General features: G+C 34.3%; 13 protein-coding genes. 3 read left to right on the forward strand and 10 right to left on the reverse strand.

All coding sequences use genetic code 11. The features are described 5' to 3' along the window. Positions 1-280: 280 nt before the first annotated feature. The 3 genes from lysA to gltB form a co-directional block, all read right to left on the reverse strand. Positions 281-1,504, reverse strand: a complete 1,224-nt coding sequence (lysA, locus tag RB618_RS21010; protein WP_308070589.1) for a diaminopimelate decarboxylase — start codon at positions 1,502-1,504, stop codon at positions 281-283. Between the two features lie 779 nt (positions 1,505-2,283). Beyond that, entirely contained in the window at positions 2,284-3,738 is a 1,455-nt protein-coding gene (locus RB618_RS21015) for a glutamate synthase subunit beta (RefSeq protein ID WP_308070590.1), read from the reverse strand. Positions 3,739-3,861: 123 nt separating this feature from the next. Beyond that, a complete protein-coding gene (gene gltB / locus RB618_RS21020; protein ID WP_308070591.1) occupies positions 3,862-8,379 on the reverse strand; it encodes a glutamate synthase large subunit in 4,518 nt (1,505 codons plus the stop codon). Positions 8,380-8,795: 416 nt separating this feature from the next. Between gltB and sucC the strand changes: the two genes are divergently transcribed. Next, positions 8,796-9,989 (forward strand): ADP-forming succinate--CoA ligase subunit beta, encoded by a 1,194-nt coding sequence (gene sucC / locus RB618_RS21025; RefSeq protein WP_111377869.1) that lies wholly within the window; start codon positions 8,796-8,798, stop codon positions 9,987-9,989. A gap of 311 nt (positions 9,990-10,300) precedes the next feature. On the opposite strand, the gene RB618_RS21030 is transcribed toward sucC, so the two are convergent. Then, positions 10,301-11,101 carry a DUF5694 domain-containing protein gene (locus RB618_RS21030; RefSeq protein WP_308070592.1) on the reverse strand — a complete coding sequence of 267 codons (801 nt, stop codon included), beginning with the start codon at positions 11,099-11,101 and terminating at the stop codon, positions 10,301-10,303. 223 nt (positions 11,102-11,324) lie between these two features. Between RB618_RS21030 and RB618_RS21035 the strand changes: the two genes are divergently transcribed. Both RB618_RS21035 and RB618_RS21040 read left to right on the forward strand, forming a co-directional pair. Next, entirely contained in the window at positions 11,325-12,365 is a 1,041-nt protein-coding gene (locus RB618_RS21035; RefSeq protein ID WP_308070593.1) for a histidine kinase, read from the forward strand. Between the two features lie 3 nt (positions 12,366-12,368). Continuing rightward, the gene (locus RB618_RS21040) at positions 12,369-13,076 is read left to right on the forward strand and encodes a LytTR family DNA-binding domain-containing protein (RefSeq protein WP_308070594.1); all 708 of its coding nucleotides are present in this window, start codon (positions 12,369-12,371) and stop codon (positions 13,074-13,076) included. A 313-nt stretch (positions 13,077-13,389) separates the two neighbouring features. On the opposite strand, the gene RB618_RS21045 is transcribed toward RB618_RS21040, so the two are convergent. The 6 genes from RB618_RS21045 to RB618_RS21070 all read right to left on the reverse strand — a co-directional run bounded on the left by RB618_RS21045 (position 13,390) and on the right by RB618_RS21070 (position 20,460). Beyond that, positions 13,390-13,857 (reverse strand): DUF1456 family protein, encoded by a 468-nt coding sequence (locus RB618_RS21045; protein ID WP_308070595.1) that lies wholly within the window; start codon positions 13,855-13,857, stop codon positions 13,390-13,392. A gap of 97 nt (positions 13,858-13,954) precedes the next feature. Next, positions 13,955-14,989 (reverse strand): aminotransferase class I/II-fold pyridoxal phosphate-dependent enzyme, encoded by a 1,035-nt coding sequence (locus tag RB618_RS21050; RefSeq protein ID WP_308070596.1) that lies wholly within the window; start codon positions 14,987-14,989, stop codon positions 13,955-13,957. Position 14,990: 1 nt separating this feature from the next. Continuing rightward, positions 14,991-16,001: a dipeptide epimerase gene (locus RB618_RS21055; protein ID WP_308070597.1), complete on the reverse strand. Its 1,011-nt coding sequence runs from the start codon at positions 15,999-16,001 to the stop codon at positions 14,991-14,993. A gap of 39 nt (positions 16,002-16,040) precedes the next feature. Further along, complete coding sequence (locus tag RB618_RS21060; protein ID WP_308070598.1) at positions 16,041-17,270, reverse strand: hypothetical protein; 1,230 nt, start codon at positions 17,268-17,270, stop codon at positions 16,041-16,043. A gap of 103 nt (positions 17,271-17,373) precedes the next feature. After that, the gene (gene uvrB, locus RB618_RS21065; protein ID WP_308070599.1) at positions 17,374-19,365 is read right to left on the reverse strand and encodes an excinuclease ABC subunit UvrB; all 1,992 of its coding nucleotides are present in this window, start codon (positions 19,363-19,365) and stop codon (positions 17,374-17,376) included. A gap of 156 nt (positions 19,366-19,521) precedes the next feature. Beyond that, the gene (locus RB618_RS21070; protein WP_308070600.1) at positions 19,522-20,460 is read right to left on the reverse strand and encodes an alpha/beta hydrolase; all 939 of its coding nucleotides are present in this window, start codon (positions 20,458-20,460) and stop codon (positions 19,522-19,524) included. Positions 20,461-20,532: the final 72 nt, after the last annotated feature.

A 20,532-nucleotide genomic window follows, 5' to 3' on the forward strand; every position in this document is an offset into this window, starting at 1 on the left:
AAAAGAAGAATTATTACAATATTTATATTACTATAATCATGAAAGACCCCATCAGGGAATTGATGGAAAAAAGCCAATCGAAATGATAAATCCGTTACCGAAATAAATGACTTTTACAGGAATGACAAAAATAGCGATTACTTTGCGTGGGCTTCGACTTCGCTCAGCCTGACAAGACGTTTGCAAAATAATCTAAAATCTAAACTCAAAAATCTGCAACAAAAAAATCCCGCCTCAATTAAGAAACGGGATTAAAATGATATTCTCTTTTTTTCTATTGTTAAACCGTAGCTGCAATTTCTTGTGGCAACGGAATTTGATTTTTAAGTAAATCTTCAAATGTTTCAGCTTGACGAATTAGGATTCCCTGACCGTTCATCCATAAAACTTCAGCTGGTTTGTATCTTGAATTGTAGTTAGAAGACATTGAGAAACAATATGCTCCAGCGTTTCTGAAAGATAAAATATCCCCTTCAGTAATTTCCTGAATTCTACGGTTGTTTGCAAAAGTATCGGTTTCGCAAATGTATCCTACAACAGAGTAAAAACGCTCTTTTCCTTTTGGATTCGAAATGTTTTCAATGTGGTGTGAAGATCCGTACAACATTGGACGAATTAAGTGATTGAAACCACTATCTACTCCAGCGAAAACTGTTGAGGTTGTTTGTTTTACTACGTTTACTTTTACTAAGAAATGACCTGCTTCGCTCACCAAGAATTTTCCTGGCTCAAAAATCAATGTTAAATCTCTGCCGTATTCTGTACAGAAAGCGTTGAATCTTTTTGATAATTTTTTACCTAATTCTTCGATGTCTGTTTCGATATCGTCTTTTTTGTAAGGAACTTTGAATCCGCTTCCGAAATCTAAGAATTGTAAATCTTTGAAATGTTTAGCAGTATCAAACAAGATTTCAGCAGCATACAAGAATACTTCGATATCTAAAATATCAGATCCTGTGTGCATGTGAATTCCAACAATGCTCATTTTTGTGTTTTCAACAATTCGCAAGATATGCGGAATCTGGTGAACAGAAATTCCGAATTTACTATCGATATGTCCAACAGAAATGTTAGCGTTTCCGCCCGCCATTACGTGTGGATTGATACGAATACATACCGGAATATTAGGATGTCTTGTTCCGAATTGCTCCAGAATAGATAAGTTGTCGATATTGATTTGTACACCCATTGCAGCAACTTCTTCGATTTCTTCTAGAGAAACGCCGTTTGGTGTAAAGAAAATTTTCTCAGGATCATAGCCAGCATGAAGTCCTAACTGAACTTCCTGAATTGATACAGTGTCTAAGCCAGACCCCATGTTCTTTAATAACTGAAGAATTGCAATGTTAGACAATGCCTTCATGGCATAATTAACTCTTAAGTTTTCTACCTTAGAGAAAGCTTTAGTTAATCTGTTGTACTGAGATTGGATTTTTTCAGCATCGTAAACATACAATGGACTTCCAAATTGGTCTGCTAACTGCAGTAAATCTTTTGCTTGCATTTTTCAAATTATTTTGAGCAAAGTTATTACACTTTTGATTACCAGCAAATAATTTGCAGAAAAATAACAAAATATAACAAATTGTTTTATTTCAAACAAAAAGTTGCTGTTTTTGAAATTTTATAACCTTTTTAAAGATGCTAAGGTTATGAGATGCTAAGATACTAAGTTTTTTTCGCTACGAATTCACGAATTTCTCTAATTCCTACGTGATGTTGAAATTATTTTTTGCCACAGATTTGCTTCGCCTGTTCGCTATCGCTCGAGTCACAGATTAAATGGATTTTTTTTACGAATTTTTAAAAGAAGCCAAATGTTTGAATTTAGCCCCGATTGAGGCGGTATCCTCGTAGTGGAACGGAGAGATATAGCCGAAAGCGGGAACTATGTTTACTAAAATGCCTATTGTGGTGCTTCAAAATGAGAAAATTTTTCACCACAAATTACACAAATTACACAAATTTTCACAAATTTTTAATTTAGATTTTTTTTCAAAATGTATAAAACATAGCCCGTGGTTTCAACCACGGGAAACGTTACGAATTGAGCATAATTATATATTGCGTCCTCGTGGTTGAAACCACGGGCTATATTTGAATATAAATCTGTCAAAATGGAAATTTGCGAAAATTTGTGTAATCTGTGGCTAAAAAAACAAAACCCCTGAATATGAATTCAAGGGTTTGTTAGTAGTTATGTTGTTTATAGGAATAAAGATTAAATAAAATGCAAGGAAAAAAACTTAGAACCTTAGCACCTTAGTATCTCAGAACCTTAAATTATAAGCTCGGTAAATCTCCTTTTCCTTTAGTAGGCAAGTTTGTAGATCCCATAAGGAATAAATCTACCTCTCTTGCTGCTTCGCGACCTTCTGAAATAGCCCACACGATTAATGATTGTCCTCTTCTCATATCACCCGCAGTGAAAATGTGAGGAACGTTTGTCTGATAGTTATGCGCTTTGTAGTTGCTTCTCATATCAGTTTCGATACCTAATTGCTCGCTTAATGTTTTCTCCGGACCTGTAAATCCTAGAGCCAATAAAGCTAAATCGCAAGGCCAGATTTTTTCAGAACCTTCTTTTTCGATTAATTCTGGACGCTGACCTGGAGTCATTTTCCATTGCACTTCAACTGTTTTTAATCCCGTTAATTCGCCTTTTTCGTTAGAAATGAATTCTTTAGTATTGATTAGCCAGTTTCTGTCACAACCTTCTTCGTGAGAAGAAGATGTTTTCAACTGTAACGGCCAGAAAGGCCAAGGAGTTGACTCGCTTCTTCCAACTGGAGGTTTTGGTAAAATCTCAAAGTTAGTTACTGATTTTGCTCCGTGTCTGTTAGAAGTTCCGATACAGTCAGAACCTGTATCTCCACCACCAATAACGATTACATCTTTACCAGTTGCTTTAACCTGATCTGGAATAGATTCTCCGTATAAAACTTTAGTTTGTTGTGTCAAGAAATCCATTGCCTGAACAACACCTTTGCTTTCGATTCCTTTAGTTGGCAAGCTTCTTCTTTCAGTTGCTCCTCCGCATAAAACGATAGAATCGAATGCGTTTAATTCTTCAACACTGAAGTTAACACCAACGTTTACATTAGTTTTGAAAGTGATTCCTTCTGCTTCTAGAATAGCTACACGACGATCGATAATTCCTTTTTCTAATTTAAAATTTGGAATTCCGTAACGTAATAAACCTCCAATTGCGTTGTCTCTTTCAAAAACAGTAACCGTGTGACCAGCTCTGTTTAATTGCTGAGCAGCTGCAAGACCTGCAGGTCCAGAACCAATAACAGCAACAGTTTTTCCAGTTCTTGTTTTTGGTGCTTGTGGTTTGATCCATCCTTCAGCGAAACCTCTTTCTACGATGCTTTTCTCAATGTTTTCGATAGAAACTGGATCTTTGATGATTCCTAATACACATGATTTCTCACATGGAGCAGGGCATAAGCGTCCTGTAAATTCTGGGAAGTTATTAGTAGATTGTAAAATCTCTAATGCACTTTGCCATTCTTCCTGATGCACCATGTCGTTGAAGTCAGGAATTAAATTTCCTAACGGACAACCACTGTGGCAAAAAGGAATTCCACAGTCCATACATCTTGATCCTTGTTCTTTTAATTTATCTTTTGGTACCGGAATAGTAAATTCGTTGTAGTTAGAAACACGTTCTGCTACTGCTAAATTACTTTCATCGGCTCTGTTATATTCTTTAAATCCGCCTATTTTACCCATGACTTTTTAAATTAAATTTCAATTTCTTTAAGTTCCAAATTCCAATTCTTCGACTTCGCTCAGGAAGACATTTTCATTGATATTGCCATTGGAATTTGGAATTTTATTTTTTGAAATTGATTTTTATCCCGCTATTAATTCTTCTATTTTTTTCTCTTCTGCAATTCTTTGTAATGCTTTTTTGTAATCAGTTGGCATTACTTTTACGAAGTGCTGTTGTTGGTTTTCCCAGTCTGCTAAAATTCTTTTTGCTAATGGACTGCTTGTGTACAATGAATGATTTTTGATCAGTTTTCTTAGTTTCGTAAGATCTTCTTCTTCCATTGGGTCGAATGCAACCATTTCCATGTTACAAACGGTAGAATCGAATTTCTTGTTCGGATCGTAAACATAAGCTACACCACCACTCATACCAGCTGCGAAGTTTCTTCCTGTTTTTCCTAAAACTACTACTGTACCACCGGTCATGTACTCGCATCCGTGATCTCCAATTCCTTCAACAACTGCTGTTGCTCCAGAATTTCTAACACAGAAACGCTCTCCGGCCATTCCATTAATATAAGCCTCTCCGGTAATAGCTCCGTAAAGGGCAACGTTCCCGATAATGATATTGTCTTCAGGTTTGAAAGTTGCAGTAGGAGGGACTTTTACAATTAATTTTCCTCCAGAAAGACCTTTTCCTAAATAATCATTACAGTTTCCGTGAATTTTAAATGACAATCCGTTTGTTGCGAATGCACCAAAACTTTGTCCAGCAGAACCTTCAAAATCAACTAAAATAGTGTCATCAGGTAATCCTTGTGCGCCGTAGATTTTTGAGATTTCGTTACTCAAAATCGCACCTACAGAACGGTCTGTATTTTTAATTTTAAAGGTTACTCTTGTTTTCTCTTTTCTATAAATAGACGGAATCGCTTCTTTGATGATGTCAAAATCCAATACGTTTTCAAGTTGGTGATCCTGAGTTGTTGTATTATGATTTGGCTCTGTTTTTGCTTTTTCCGGTTTGTATAGAATGGTTGACAAGTCTAAACCATTTGCTTTATAATGTTTGATGGCTTTGTTCACATTTAATTTTTGTGACTGACCTACCATTTCTTTTAAAGTTCTGAAACCTAACTGTGCCATGATTTCTCTTAACTCCTCAGCAATGAAATACATGAAGTTGATTACGTGCTCTGGAGTTCCTTTGAAATTTTTTCTCAATTCAGGATCCTGAGTTGCAATACCAACTGGGCAAGTATTTAAGTGACAAGCTCTCATCATGATACATCCAGAAGCAACAAGCGGTGCAGTTGCAAAACCGAATTCCTCTGCTCCTAATAAAGCTGCGATAGCCACGTCACGACCAGTTTTCAATTGTCCGTCACACTCTAAAACTACACGGCTTCTTAAGTCGTTTAAGATCAAAGTCTGTTGTGCTTCAGCTAAACCAAGTTCCCACGGAATACCTGTGTGCTGTAAAGATGTTAATGGTGCAGCTCCTGTTCCTCCGTCATAACCAGAAATCAAGATAACGTCAGCTTTTGCTTTGGCAACACCGGCAGCGATGGTTCCAACTCCAACTTCAGAAACTAATTTCACGTTGATACGAGCTTCACGGTTCGCGTTTTTCAAATCGTAAATTAACTGAGATAAATCCTCAATAGAGTAAATATCGTGGTGAGGAGGAGGTGAAATCAAACCTACATAAGGTGTAGAGTTTCTAGTTTCAGCAATCCAAGGCACCACTTTTTCTCCAGGTAACTGTCCGCCTTCACCAGGTTTCGCACCCTGAGCCATTTTAATCTGGATTTCTTTAGCGTTTGTCAAATAGTTGATCGAAACACCAAAACGTCCTGATGCAACTTGTTTGATAGCACTGTTTCTAGAATCTCCGTTAATTTCTTTCTGGAAACGTTTTGGATCTTCTCCGCCTTCTCCAGAGTTACTTTTTCCACCAATTCTGTTCATTGCAATCGCTAAATTCTCGTGTGCTTCTCTCGAAATAGATCCGTAAGACATTGCACCTGTTTTGAATTTCTTCACAATTTCTGTCCAAGGTTCTACTTCGTCAATAGAAATTGGATCTAAATTGTTGAATTCAAATAAACCTCTAATAGTCATTAAGTTTGAACTCTGCTCGTTAACAGCATTTGAGTATTCTTTATAACTTTCTGGGCTGTTTAAACGAACCGCTTGTTGTAATTTAGAAATCGTAGTTGGGTTAAACATGTGTTTTTCACCACCGCGTCTCCATCTGTAAATACCTCCAATTTCAAGAGAAAGCAAGTTTGCAATTTTTGAATTTGGGAAAGCTTTTTGGAAACGTTTTTTAACTTCTTTCTCCACTTCCATTAAACCAATTCCTTCAATTCTTGATGGAGTGTAAGGGAAGTATTTAGAGGTAAATGTTTTGTTTAATCCTAAAATCTCGAAAATTTGAGCAGCTCTGTACGAATGTAAAGTAGAGATACCAATTTTGTTCATGATTTTTACGATTCCTTTTGCAATCGCTTTGTTGTAATTTACAACTGCATAATCAGCTTTTACTTTTGTAATGAAACCTTTTTCAACTTGATCGTGAATGATTTCGTTTACCATGTAAGGATTGATTGCGCTTGCACCATATCCGAACAATAAAGCAAAATGATGAGGTTCTCTTGGTTCAGCAGATTCGATGATGATTCCGAATTTAGAACGAACTTGTAAAATGTTTAATGAGTGGTGAATGTAAGAACAAGCCAATAACATTGGAATTGGAGCTAATTCTTCGCTTACACCTCTATCAGATAAGATAATGATGTTGCATCCTTCTTCAACCGCTTTAAAAGTTGCCTGAACGCATTTTTCAAGCGCACGCTCTAAACCGTTTACTCCTTTTTCTATTTTATATAAAGTAGAAATAGTAGCCGATTTGAAATCTGCGTGATCGATATTTCTGATTTTATCCAAATCCTCATTAGAAATAACTGGATTTTGGATTTTTAACTTTTTACATTGTTTCGATTCAATTTCGAAAATATTGAAATCTCCACCAATTGCTAAACTGATGTCAGTAATGATTTCTTCACGAATACCATCCAACGGTGGGTTTGTAACCTGAGCAAATAATTGTTTGAAGTAATTGTACAACAACTGAGGCTGATCTGAAAGAACTGCCAAAGGAGTATCGTTACCCATAGAACTAATCGCTTCAGCTCCGTCGCTACCCATTGGGTTGATGATTGTTTTTAAATCTTCAATAGTATAACCAAACAAACGCTGTCTTGTTAAGAAATCTAATTTTTCAACAGGAGTAGGGTTGTTGGTGTATGGAACGCTAGCCAATGGCAATAAGTTTTCGTCAACCCATTGTTTGTATGGACGTTTTGTAACGATCGCTTTTTTAACTTCTTCGTCTTCGATGATACGGCCTTCATTCATATCAACCAAGAACATTTTTCCTGGCTCAAGACGACCGTGCTGAATTACATCTTCTGGATCGATGTCTAATACACCAATTTCAGATGACATAATTACGAATCCGCTTTTCGTTAATGTATAACGAGAAGGACGCAATCCGTTTCTGTCTAGTAAAGCACCAATTACGTTACCATCTGTAAACGGAATAGAAGCAGGACCATCCCAAGGCTCCATGATGCAAGCATTGTACTCATAGAAAGCTCTTTTTTCTGGAGACATTGTCTGGTGTTTTTCCCAAGCTTCAGGAACTACCATCATCATTGCTTCCGGAAGCGAACGGCCAGTCATTAATAAAAGTTCAATCACCATATCCATAGAAGCAGAATCTGATTTTCCTTCTAAGATAATTGGGAATAATTTTTTGATATCATCGCCAAAAACTTTGCTCTGCATAAGCTCTTCACGAGCACGCATACGGCTTACATTTCCACGAAGTGTATTGATCTCACCATTGTGACACATGTATCTAAACGGTTGAGCTAAGTCCCAAGATGGGAATGTATTTGTAGAGAAACGCTGGTGTACAAGTGCAAGACGAGTCACCAAGTCTGGATCTTTCAAATCTATATAATAACGGCTGATGTCTTCCGGCATCAATAGACCTTTATATATTATAGTAGTTGTCGATAGGCTAGTAAAATAAAACATGTGGCTTTCTGAGGTTTTAGATCCTCTTACGGCATGTTCAGCAATTTTTCTAGCTGCAAAAAGTTTTGCATTAAATTCTTGTTCAGTTAAATCCTGTCCGTTTTTAGAAACGAAAACTTGTTTAATTGTTGGTTCTTTTTCTGCGGCGATTTCACCTAGATTTTCAACTTCAACGGGTACATCTCTCCAACCTAAAACTTTTAAGTTTTGATCTTTGATAGTAGCTTCAAATGCATTAATACAAAAAGAAACCTGGTTTTTGCTTTTTGGTAAAAAAACCATTCCTACTGCATACTCACGCGCTTCTGGGATTTCAAAGTCACAAACTTTCTTAAAAAAATCATGAGGAATGTCGAATAAAATTCCGGCTCCGTCACCAGTTCTTCCATCAGAACTTACGGCACCACGATGTTCCAATTTAATTAAGATGTCTAATGCTTTGTGAATAATATCATTTGACTTAATACCATTCAAATTACAAATAAATCCTGCACCACAATTGTCGTGTTCAAATTCAGGCAGATAAAGCCCTTGTTCTTTAACTCTCATTCTTGATATTTTTTTTACAAAAATAAAGATTTCGTTAAACATAATGTATTGAAATAGTGCTTTTGCTTTCATTTTTGCTGTAATATTAGAAAAAGGGTTCTTAATTATTAATATTATTATAGAAGGCATCCCGAATTGCTAAAAATATAATTACTCTTAAAATATATTAGGAAAAATCGTCGGGAGGCCAATAAAACCAGTGAATTTTTTGTTAAATATCAAACGTTTTATGCGAATTGTGTTAACATTAACAAATTGTTCCGTTAACGATTTGTTTGCTTTCAAAAATTATCAACCCCTAATACCTATATATAACATTTATTTAATTGAAAAAGATTTTACTATTAAGTTGTATTTTGTTACTTTTGTCGCACTTTTATTCTGAAATAAATTCAGAACCAGACAAATTCTATATTATGAACATACACGAATATCAAGGAAAAGAAATTTTAGCGAGTTACGGAGTACGTGTGCAACGCGGAATCGTGGCTAATAATGCAGTTGAAGCTGTGGCTGCTGCAAAACAATTAACTGCCGAAACTGGAACAGGATGGCATGTAATTAAAGCACAAATTCACGCAGGTGGTCGTGGAAAAGGTGGTGGAGTTAAGCTGGCAAAAAACTTACAACAAGTTGAAGAGTTAGCAGAACAAATCATCGGAATGCAATTAATTACTCCTCAGACTCCGCCTGAAGGTAAAAAAGTTAACAAAGTATTAGTAGCTGAAGATGTTTACTATCCTGGAGAAAGCGAAACTTCTGAATTTTATGTTTCTGTTTTATTGAATAGAGGTACAGGACGCAACATGATCATGTATTCTACTGAAGGTGGAATGGATATCGAAGAAGTTGCTGAGCACACTCCACACTTAATCTTTACTGAAGAAATTGATCCTTCTGTAGGATTGCAAGGTTTCCAAGCGAGAAGAATTGCTTTCAATTTAGGTCTTTCTGGAAACGCTTTCAAAGAAATGGTTAAATTCATCGACGCACTTTACAATGCTTACATTGGTTCTGATGCTTCTATGTTTGAAATCAACCCAGTTCTTAAAACTTCAGACAACAAAATCTTAGCTGTTGACGCTAAAGTTAACATCGATGATAACGCTTTATACAGACAAGCTAAATATGCTGAAATGAGAGATATCCGTGAGGAGAATCCAATCGAAGTTGAAGCTAAAGAAGTTGGTCTTAACTATGTGGATCTTGACGGTACTGTAGGATGTATGGTAAACGGAGCTGGTCTTGCAATGGCAACTATGGATTTAATTAAATACGCTGGTTTTGAGCCTGCTAACTTCCTTGACGTAGGAGGAACTGCTGATGCAAAACGTGTTGAAACAGCTTTCAGAATTATCTTGAAAGATCCAAACGTAAAAGCTATTTTGATTAACATCTTCGGAGGAATCGTTCGTTGTGACCGTGTTGCTCAAGGTGTTGTTGACGCTTACAAAAACATGGGAGACGCTATCAATGTGCCAATTATCGTTCGTTTGCAAGGAACAAATGCTGAAATTGCAAAAGAATTAATTGACAACTCTGGTATGCCAATCTTATCTGCAGTTCAATTCCAAGAAGCTGCTGACCAAGTAAAAGCTGCTCTTTCTTAATTAAAATAAGAAATCAATTTATATAGAAAATCCCTCCAATTTTGGAGGGATTTTTTGGTTGTAATTATACCAAAAAATATTCTGGTTGAGGATGTTTTTAAGACAAAGTATATCGTAGAGACGCACTGCAGTGCGTCTACACAACGTATTTCTCATTATCGATTCACGAGACGTAGACGCACTGCAGTGCGTCTCTACAGTAAATTCTTCGTGTAAAAATCTAGCCACAGATTAAAAAGATTAGAATGATTTTAAAAATCTGTGCTAATCTTTTTAATCTGTGGCTAAAATATCTTTGCGGTTAAAAAATATTATTTCAAAACAGTCGCCAATTCTACAATTTCAAATTCTGGATCGTGTGCTAGAAATTCTCTTAGCATTGCAGCGTGTCCAGCTCCAAGTAAAACCATTATTTTTTTATCGGTGCTTTCGGTTAATTTTTGAACCAAAGAATACATGTACAAGTTTCTTTTATACCAATTTGAAACTAAAGAAGCTCCTGTAAAATCGTCTGGGTTTCCAGCTCGGTTTGCTACTTCTAAATACCATTGAATATTATCTTCATTAGCTGCTTTTTCATTATAATAAAGCATAAGATCGGTAAGAGAGCTTTTTGCCATTCTTTCATTGTTTTCTTTTTGAAACCTTTCTGTAGACTCAGTAGTTTTTTTCATTAAATCCTTCTGATTCGCTTTTTCCATTGACATCATTAAACTATCATAAGGAAAGCGCGTGCGATAGTCAATTCCATACATCTTTTTGTGATTCAGTTTTTTAGCAGTGCGTAATGCTAATTGAGCAATTTCATTTGAATCTTTATTGAGTATACTATCGGTGTTTTTGTTGTAATACTTATCTAATTCAGCTTGTTTGGCAAATTTCCATTCTACAAAAATTTTATCAGGACCAAATTTCTTGATTTTATCACTCATTATTTCGAGCTCTTTTTGGCTTTTCTCAGACATTACATTAAAAGTATTTATCTTGGCAATATCATGACCTGGGTTTGCATAATGAAAAGTTCCGATTAATAAAATTTGTTTTTTCTTAGGTTGCTGAGCAGAAGTGATGTTAACTGTAATAAGAGCTAGTAATAGAATAATTTTTTGCATGATGATTTTGTTTTTAAATTCATTGCAAATGTATAGACAGATTTAAAGCTTTATTTTCATTTTTGATGAATGCGGAATTTCAATTGACCAACTATCCAAATTTCGATTTCAAAATGTTCATATAAAGTTTTTGGCTGTTCATCATACAAAAAATGAGGTTTCATATAAAATACCGTTTTCGTTTAAAGTCATAATTGTATTTTTGATGTTATAACCAATTTCTATGAAGCTCAAAATTCCTTTTTACTACCATATTGTTCTTTTTCTCGGATTGTTTTTAACCTATTTTCTTTGGGATTACGGAATAAACAATAAAATAGCAATCGAGAAGCATACCAAACTTTATTTTTGGCTTACATCAACTTATATTCTTTCCGTCTTTATTGTTTACGTATTAAATTTCTATACTTTTTGTGATTGGTTTCTAAATAAAAAGAAAATACTTTTTTACTTTTTAAGCATGCCAATCTCCTTAGTGATTTTTGCAGGTGTTCGTTATGTAACTCAGGAAGTTATTGTTTTTCATATTACAGGAGTGCACAATTATGATGTTGGCGATTTAGAATGGGGATTTTACATTCTTGATAATTTATTTTTTGGGCTTCCGGCTGTTATTTTTAGTGCTTTAAGTTATTTGTTTTGGCAATTTCATACTACGCAACATCAAAATCAGGAGTTGCTTTTGGAGAATAAAAAAGCCGAATTTCAAATGCTGAAAGCGCAGGTAAGCCCGCACTTTTTGTTTAATACCTTGAATTCATTTTATAGTCAGTTAGTTTTGAAAGAAGACGAAATGGCTGATGATATTTTGGTGCTTTCAGATTTGCTTCGATATGTTATTGTAGAAACAGATAAAGATGAAGCCGTACTTTCAAAAGAAATTCAGTTTATTCAAAACTATATTCATTTACAGAAAAAACGTTTTGAAGATCAGCTGTTTTTAGATTTTTCTATTGAAGGAGAATATTCAAATGAAAAGATACTTTCTTCGGCTTTAATTCATTTTGTGGAGAATGTTTTTAAACATGGGAAACTGAATAATGAAAAAGAAAAAGCTTTTATTTTAATTAAAATAAAAGATGGGTTTCTGGAGATTTCAACTTTCAATTATAATGTGGACGGAGAGAATTATTCGTCAACCGGAATTGGTTATGAAAACCTGACGAAAAGACTCGAATACATGTATAAAGACCAATTTATTCTTGAAAAAACAGAAGAAAATAATACCTTTAAAACCTACTTGAAAATACCACTAAAAAACTAATTTATGGCTTTTAAATGCATTATTGTAGACGATGAACCGCCCGCAACACGAATACTTGAGAATTATATTGGAAAAGTAAATTTTCTTGAAAAAGCTGGAGTTTTTAATGATTCTCTAAAAGCGTTAGAATTTTTGAATACACAATCTGTTGATGTGATTTTTCTAGATATTCAAATGCCTCAATTGACAGGATTACAGCTTTCTAGAATCATTTCGAAAAATATAAAAGTCATTTTTACAACAGCATATCCTGATTTTGCTTTAGAAGGTTTTGAGTTGAATGCTGTAGACTATTTACTAAAACCGATTTCTCTTGAACGTTTCTATCAAGCGGTTTCAAAATTGAATTCAGAACCTAAAATAGAAATCTCAAATCAGAGTAATCTGCCAGATTTTCTTTTCGTTAAAACGGATGGGAAGAATAAATTTCAGAAAGTATTTTTGAAGGACATTTTATATATAGAAAGTCTTCAGAATTATGTTTGTATTCATACTTTAAAACAGCAGATTATCACACATTCATCTTTGAAAAATGTAATTGAATCTCTTCCAGAAAATGAGTTTATTCAGATTCATAAATCGTATGTCGTTTCTTTAAAACATATCGAATCAACAGATAATTTTTCGGTGTTTATAAATGAAAAAGAACTTCCGATTGGAGCAACGTTTAAAGATGCATTTTTTGATAAAATAGAAGAGAATAAGATATAGATTTTTAACCGCAAAGCACGCAAGGATTTTTAACTTAGGATTGAGAATACAAACGTAAAGTTCGCAAAGCTAAATCAACAGAATTCTACGGATTTTATTTCAATATAGCCTGCGGTTTCAACCGCGGGAACACAATATATGTCACACAATGAATCTCTGAAACATAGCCCGTGGTTTCAACCACGGGCTATGTTTCAGAGAAGAATTTGAAAATTACAATCTTTTTTTAAAAACAAAGTTCGCAAAGCTTCATGAATAAAACTTTGCGAACTTTGCGAAAATCTCTGTGTTCTTTGCGGTTAAATCCCTTCAATTACGATTTTTTCTTATTCCCGTTTTTGAAAACCACTTTTTCTACAACAACTGGTTTTCCATTTCCTTTTGGGAATGATTTCTTTTTAGGTTTTCCAGCTGATGATCCTGAGCTAGATGGTTTTTGATCACCTCTATACTTTTCTGAATCTTTTGGTGCAGCTTTAAATTCAGGTCTTTCTTTAGAAGTTTCTTTATTTGGAATTTCTGATTTATGTTTTGCTAAAACATCATTCGGATTTTTCGGATTTTCTTTAGTTCCTCTTAAATGAATTACTAATCCGTTTAAGAAATTACGTAAAACCTGATCGCCACATTCCATGTAATTTGGATGATCTTCTGCTCTAAAAAAAGCGCCCAATTCTGATTTTGAAATTCTAAAATCTACTAATTCTAAAATTTCAACTATTTGGTCATCACGGAGCATCAAAGCCACGCGAAGTTTTTTAAGTATATCGTTATTTGTCATAATTTTTGTTTCATGTTTAGAGTTTCAAGTTTTTGTAATTTTTACTTGAAATTAAAACTCATTATTTACCTTTTGCAAAGGTAGTTTTTTAAAATGATTAAAAACGAGAATTAAAATCATTTAAAACGTTTACAAGTTTATCTAAATCCTGTTTAAGATGATTTGCTGTAACTACAATTCGATTTAAAGGTTCTGCATCTTTTGTATATTTAAAACTAGCAATGATGATTTTTTCCTGTTTCAGTTTTTCTACTAATTCATTTGATAAAAGATAAATTAGAGGATAGTTTTTGTCAAATTTGACATAACCATTTTTAATTAAAATCGAATCAATATAATTTAGATTGTCTTTTAGTTTTTGATGCTGTATTTTATAAATTTCTTTGGCATCAGAAAGTGTCTGTACAAAAGCGGGATTCATTCCTGCCGCGCTGGTGAAAGTTTCCAATTCTTTGATTTGATTGATGAAATCAGAATCGGAAGCAATTACGCCACCAGTTAATCCAAAAGCTTTTCCTAAAGAAGAAACCATGATTTTTCTTTTCACCGGAAATTGAATTGAAGAATAAATTCCGCTGCCATTTTTGCCTGTAATTCCTAGCGAATGAGATTCATCAATTACTAAAGTAATTTCTTTGCTTTTTGAAATTTTCTCTAAAAATGATAAATCGGCAGGATTTGTTTCAAATGAAGGAACACCATCTGTAAGGATTGTTATTTTTTCAGATTTTGAATCTAACAAACGGTTATTTAAGTTTCCATCTAAGAATATTGGAAGGCTATTTTCGGTTTGGATAGCATTATGCGTATCATTCAAATGAAAAAAGCAATCGGTCTGCTTTTTCATTAAATCAATAATCAGTTTTCCGGCCAGCATTCCCGAAGAAACCGTAACAGCTTTTTCTGAGCCAATATGAGAAGCTAAAAAGCTTTCGCCTGCATCATAAGCCGATAATTGAATATTTGCCGTTCTCGAGCTTCCGTATGTAGTTCCCCAATTCAAAATATTTTGAACCACTAATTCCTGAAATGCTGCATTTGTGGGAAGTCCCAAATACGCAGTTCCACCAAAATACAAATACTGTTTTTGGTCAATTTCAATAACTCTATCTGGAAACTTTTCGACTTTCATTTTATAGCAATGTAACTCCGGTTCCGTCTAAATTAGAATAACTTATAACACCATCTTTTATAGTAACACCGGTTGCAATATCCTCTGCCAAAAGAAGCGCACCGTCCATATCTACATAATCCAATTGAGGAAGCAAATGTGCAATGGCAGAAATTCCAACAGTAGATTCGGTCATACAGCCCACCATTGTTCTTAAGCCGAGTTTTTTTGCTTCTTCGATCATTCGTTTTCCAGGAGTTAAACCGCCGCATTTTACCAATTTCACATTCACGCCATGAAAATGATTGTGGCATTTTGCTACATCTTCTTCAATAATACAGCTTTCGTCGGCAATTACAGGAAGAACAGAATGTTTAAAAACTTCTTTATGACCTTCCCAATTATCAGCTTTCATTGGCTGTTCTAAGAATTCTACACCTAGTTTTTTTAATTCAACAGCATTGTTGATAGTTTCTTCAACAGTCCATCCGCAGTTGGCATCAATTCTGAAAACAGCATTGGTGTGTTTACGAAGCTCTTTCACAATTTCGATATCTTCTTTGGTTCCTAGTTTAATTTTATAAATAGGCCATGGAAGTTCCTGCATTTTAGAAACCATTTTCTCTATAGAAGCAATTCCGATAGTGTAATCGGTCATTGGATTTCTTTCGGTGGTATAGTTCCATAATTCGTAAAGCTTTTTGCCTTTTTTACGAGCATACAAATCATTATAAGCTAGATCTAAGGCGCATAAAGCAAACATATCGTCTTTTAAGTGCGGATGAATTTTTGCCCAAAACACTTCTGGAGTTTCATTCTCAGTATCTTCGATAATACTCCTAATTTTTTTCAAATCCTGCATCATCATCGGAACTGTGATATTGTAATAAGGATTTGAAGTTGCTTCTCCAAAACCAGAAAAACCATCGCTTTGCAACTCGACAATTAACGAAGGCTGAAAATCAATAGACTCTCTCGAAATGGTAAAAGTGTGTTTTAGTTTGAGATTGTATTCTCTTAAGATAAGTTTCATGGTGTAATAAGCTTGTTTTTTGTTTTTTTAAATAGAATTCTAACTCTTTTTAATAGACATTTTTACTCCGATGCCTGTTTGTAAATCTGGTGCATTATCTAAATTTAAATCTTCTCGAAGATACACAAAATAAGAAAATCGCTTCGTAGAATAAGTACAAATTGCGCTCCATCCTTCTACATCTTCATATAAATGAGAAATTGTTTTCTGCCAATGCGTATTGATTCTTTGGCCGGTTAGGACAATATAATCCATGTCACTTTTCTTATTATATGAATTTTGAAAATTGTAATTGATGCCATAAGACATGTGATTGCTGTTTCTAAGTTTTACTTTGTAATTAATCAAACCTTCAAAACTGCATAAAAAATCCTGATTGCTGAGGTTTACGCCGTCTCCATATTCAAAAATATGCTGACGTAAAATTCCGGCGCTTAAACCAAAACTTAGAATGTTTTTATTTTTAATGATCATTTTTTTTAAGATAGAAGAAGAAATCCCAAAATCGGCAGCAGGATTATATTTTGAAGTGTTAATGCCTAATTGTGCTCCAAAATTTAGATAAATATGATGTTTTTCATTCATTTCTAATTTAGGATAAAAGGTGTAATTTATATCAACTCCAGGAATTGTAAAATTATTGTTATCCATTTTTAGAATTTTTCCATTTTCATCTTTGTATGATATTCCCGCTTTATTTATGCCATAATAATATCTTGAAAACGGGTCTTTTCCACCGGCAATATTGCGATGAAACCATTCAATCGATTCATCAGAAGTAAAAACGGAAAAAGGATATTTGCCTCGATCAAGCGAGTTGGCGCGGAGGCTGAAATTAAGTTCATGATTAACCGTTAGCGGTAATGTAAAATTAAATCGATAAGATCTAATAACACCATCGGCCTCAAATTCTTTGATTTTAGACGGCACTTTGCTTAAATCGAATGAATATTCGCGAGTATGCCACGGCTGATTTTTGGAATTTTCACGATCAACAGGATCTGTTAATTCATATGATTTTACATAAGGCAATACTACATTTCCGCTCGAAACTTCAAATGAAAACGAGTATTTTTCGGTATTTCGAACATTGAAATTATGATTTAATCTCGAAATGTAAATCCCAAAAGGATGTGTTGAAAGTGTATTAGGTTTTATAATATCAGATGAATTTTCTAATTCTTCATTCCAAAAATCATTTTTATTAGATTGTGCTGTTGAAAAGCAATTGACAAGTAAAAAGAGAAAAAAGAGTAAATGATATTTCATTTCAGATTTTAAAAATTTTGATAAATCTAATAAATTTTAAAACGATTAGATTGGTTAATTTTTAAAAAAATGAATAGTTTTTAACTTTTTTTAAATAAGCTTTTTAAGGTAATTGTTCCTGAAGTTTTTTAATTTCATCACGAAGTTTAGCGGCTTGCAAGAAATCCAATTCTTTAGCGGCTTTTTCCATCGTTTTACGTTTTTCACGAATCATTTTCTCTAATTCCGTTTTAGATAAATAAGCCGTTTCTGGTTCAGCAGCAACAGGAATAGGATGACCTAATTCGTATTCAACCAATGGATTTTTGGTGAATGCGCTTTCGATTTTTTTGTTTAATGCCTGAGGAGTTATATTGTTTTCTACGTTGAAATTAATCTGTTTGGTTCTTCTATAATTGGTTTCGTCAATTGTCCGCTGCATGCTTGCCGTAATTTTATCTGCATACATAATTGCTTTACCGTTTAAGTTTCTTGCAGCACGGCCAATAGTTTGTGTCAAAGATCTATGATTACGCAAGAAGCCTTCTTTGTCGGCATCTAAAATGGCAACAAGTGAAACCTCTGGCAAATCCAGACCTTCACGAAGCAAGTTTACTCCAATAAGAACATCAAAAATACCTTTTCGTAAATCCTGCATAATTTCGATACGCTCTAAAGTATCTACTTCAGAATGGATATAGCGGCATCGAATATTTACTTTGGTTAAATATTTTGCCAATTCTTCGGCCATTCTTTTGGTCAAAGTGGTTACCAAAACTCTTTCGTCCAATTCACATCGAACCTGAATTTCTTCAATCAAATCATCAATCTGATTTAAACTCGGACGAACTTCAATTTCTGGGTCTAATAATCCGGTTGGACGAATAATCTGCTCAACATAAATACCATCAGATTTTTGTAATTCGTAATCCGCAGGAGTTGCAGAAACGTAAATTACCTGATTTTGCAAAGCTTCAAATTCTTCAAATTTCAACGGACGGTTGTCCATTGCGGCAGGCAAACGGAAACCATATTCCACAAGGTTTTCTTTACGGCTTCGATCGCCTCCATACATGGCATGAACCTGCGAAACGGTTACGTGACTTTCGTCTACGACCATTAAATAATCGCTTGGAAAATAATCTAATAAGCAGAAAGGTCTGGTTCCTGCTTCACGTCCGTCAAGATATCTTGAGTAATTTTCAATTCCAGAACAATAGCCCAATTCGCGAATCATTTCTAAATCAAAATTGGTTCTTTCTTCCAAACGTTTGGCTTCCAGATGTTTTCCTATTTCTTTAAAATAATCAACCTGCTTCACCAAATCTTGTTGAATCTGCCAAATCGCGCCTTGTAAAACTTCTGGAGAAGTCACAAACATATTGGCAGGGTAAATCGTTAATCGCTGAAATTTCTCTATGACCTGAGAAGTTTTAGCATCAAATGATTCGATTTCTTCTATTTCATCTCCAAAAAAATGAATTCGATACGCATCATCGGCATAGCTTGGATAAACTTCAACTGTATCTCCTTTAATTCTAAAAGTTCCTGGGTTAAAATCTGCCTCAGTTCTGGCGTATAAACTTTGAACCAAACTGTGTAATAGTTTAGTTCTCGAAATGACCTGATCTCGTTTAATTTCAATTACGTTCTTCTGAAATTCGACAGGATTTCCGATACCATAAAGACAAGAAACCGAAGCTACAACCAAAACGTCTCGTCTTCCTGAAAGCAGGGAAGAAGTAGTGCTCAAACGCATTTTTTCTAATTCTTCATTGATAGATAAATCTTTCTCAATGAAAACTCCTGTTACAGGCATAAAAGCTTCTGGCTGGTAATAGTCGTAATAGGAAACGAAATATTCGACGGCATTATTTGGAAAAAATTGCTTGAACTCAGAGTACAATTGAGCGGCCAAAGTTTTATTGTGCGCCAGAACTAAAGTTGGTCTTTGCACTTCCTGAATTACATTGGCAACGGTAAATGTTTTTCCCGAGCCTGTAACTCCCAATAAAGTTTGATATTTATCTCCGTCGACTACACCTTGCGCTAATTTTTGTATGGCTTGCGGCTGATCTCCTTTTGGACTATATTCTGAGGAAACTTGAAATTTCATTTGCGTATACTGAAAATTTGGTTTTGTAAAGATACGAAGTTTGTATAAGTAAGTAGTTTAAAGTCTGTTCCGAATTGTACTAATTTGCATTAATTTTTTATTTCTGAACCAATGTAAATGCAAAGCACATTTGTAAAATGTTTGGCAAAAAAACTCTTAATCTAAAAAATTAATTACTGCATCATTTACAATCTTTGGCTGATCGATAGTTAGAAAATGACCTGCGTCTTTGATGATTTTTGTTTCGCTTTTTGATAAATGTTTCTGTGCTCGTTCTAAACTTTCTTCGGAATTAATAATGTCTTTATCGCCAATTAAAACTAAAACAGGATTTTGAATAGATTCTAATTCTTTATCTGAAAAAGGCATCATTTTTAACATGCTGGAATTGGATTTTGCATATTTATTGGCCAAATAGAATTGCCTTTTGTAAATACGGCTTATGTTTTCTGGATGAGTTGAAAAAGTATTTAATGTTTTACTGAATTTTTTTTCGCTTGGAAAAAGTTTCAGCATTAATGCCGAAGTCGTTTTTCTAGGTTTATCAAGAAATTTGAAAGTCTGTGCTGGGCTCAACAAAACAATTTTATCAATTGAATTTGGTTTTTGAATGGCTAATAATGTCGCAATCCATCCACCGCGTGAAGCCCCAATTATATCAAATTTTTTTAATTTATAGTAAGCAAAAACTTCATTGTAAAAAGCAACAATATCATCTGATGAAAGTGGTTTTGCGGTTAAGTTAGACTTGTTGGGTTCCATTATAAAATCGATAGCGTAAATGCGGTGATTTTTAGCGAAAGCTTGAATATTAGGGTACCACATGGTAGAGCTGGCGTCCATTCCGTGAAGTAAAACCAGATCTTTTCCGTTTTTTGGTCCAGCCATTACAACATGTGCGGTTCCAAAACTAGTTTTTACATCTTCTTCGGTATACGGAATGTTCCAAAGTTTCAGAGCTTTATCATAAGCAGTTTGATAATTTACTTCTTCACTTTTGGTTTTAAAAACGTAATCTTCAAATTTTGCTTTTTTTGAAGCGCAACTTATCACTAAAAAAAGTACAATAGCTAAGCGGGAATATATTTTTAACATCGTAATAAAATTCAATTTTCAGCTTAAAGTTACGGGTAGAGTGGGCGAAAAGTGTATCAGAATTTTATTTTA

Source organism: Flavobacterium sp. LHD-85, from assembly GCF_030929595.1.
Lineage (GTDB): Bacteria > Bacteroidota > Bacteroidia > Flavobacteriales > Flavobacteriaceae > Flavobacterium.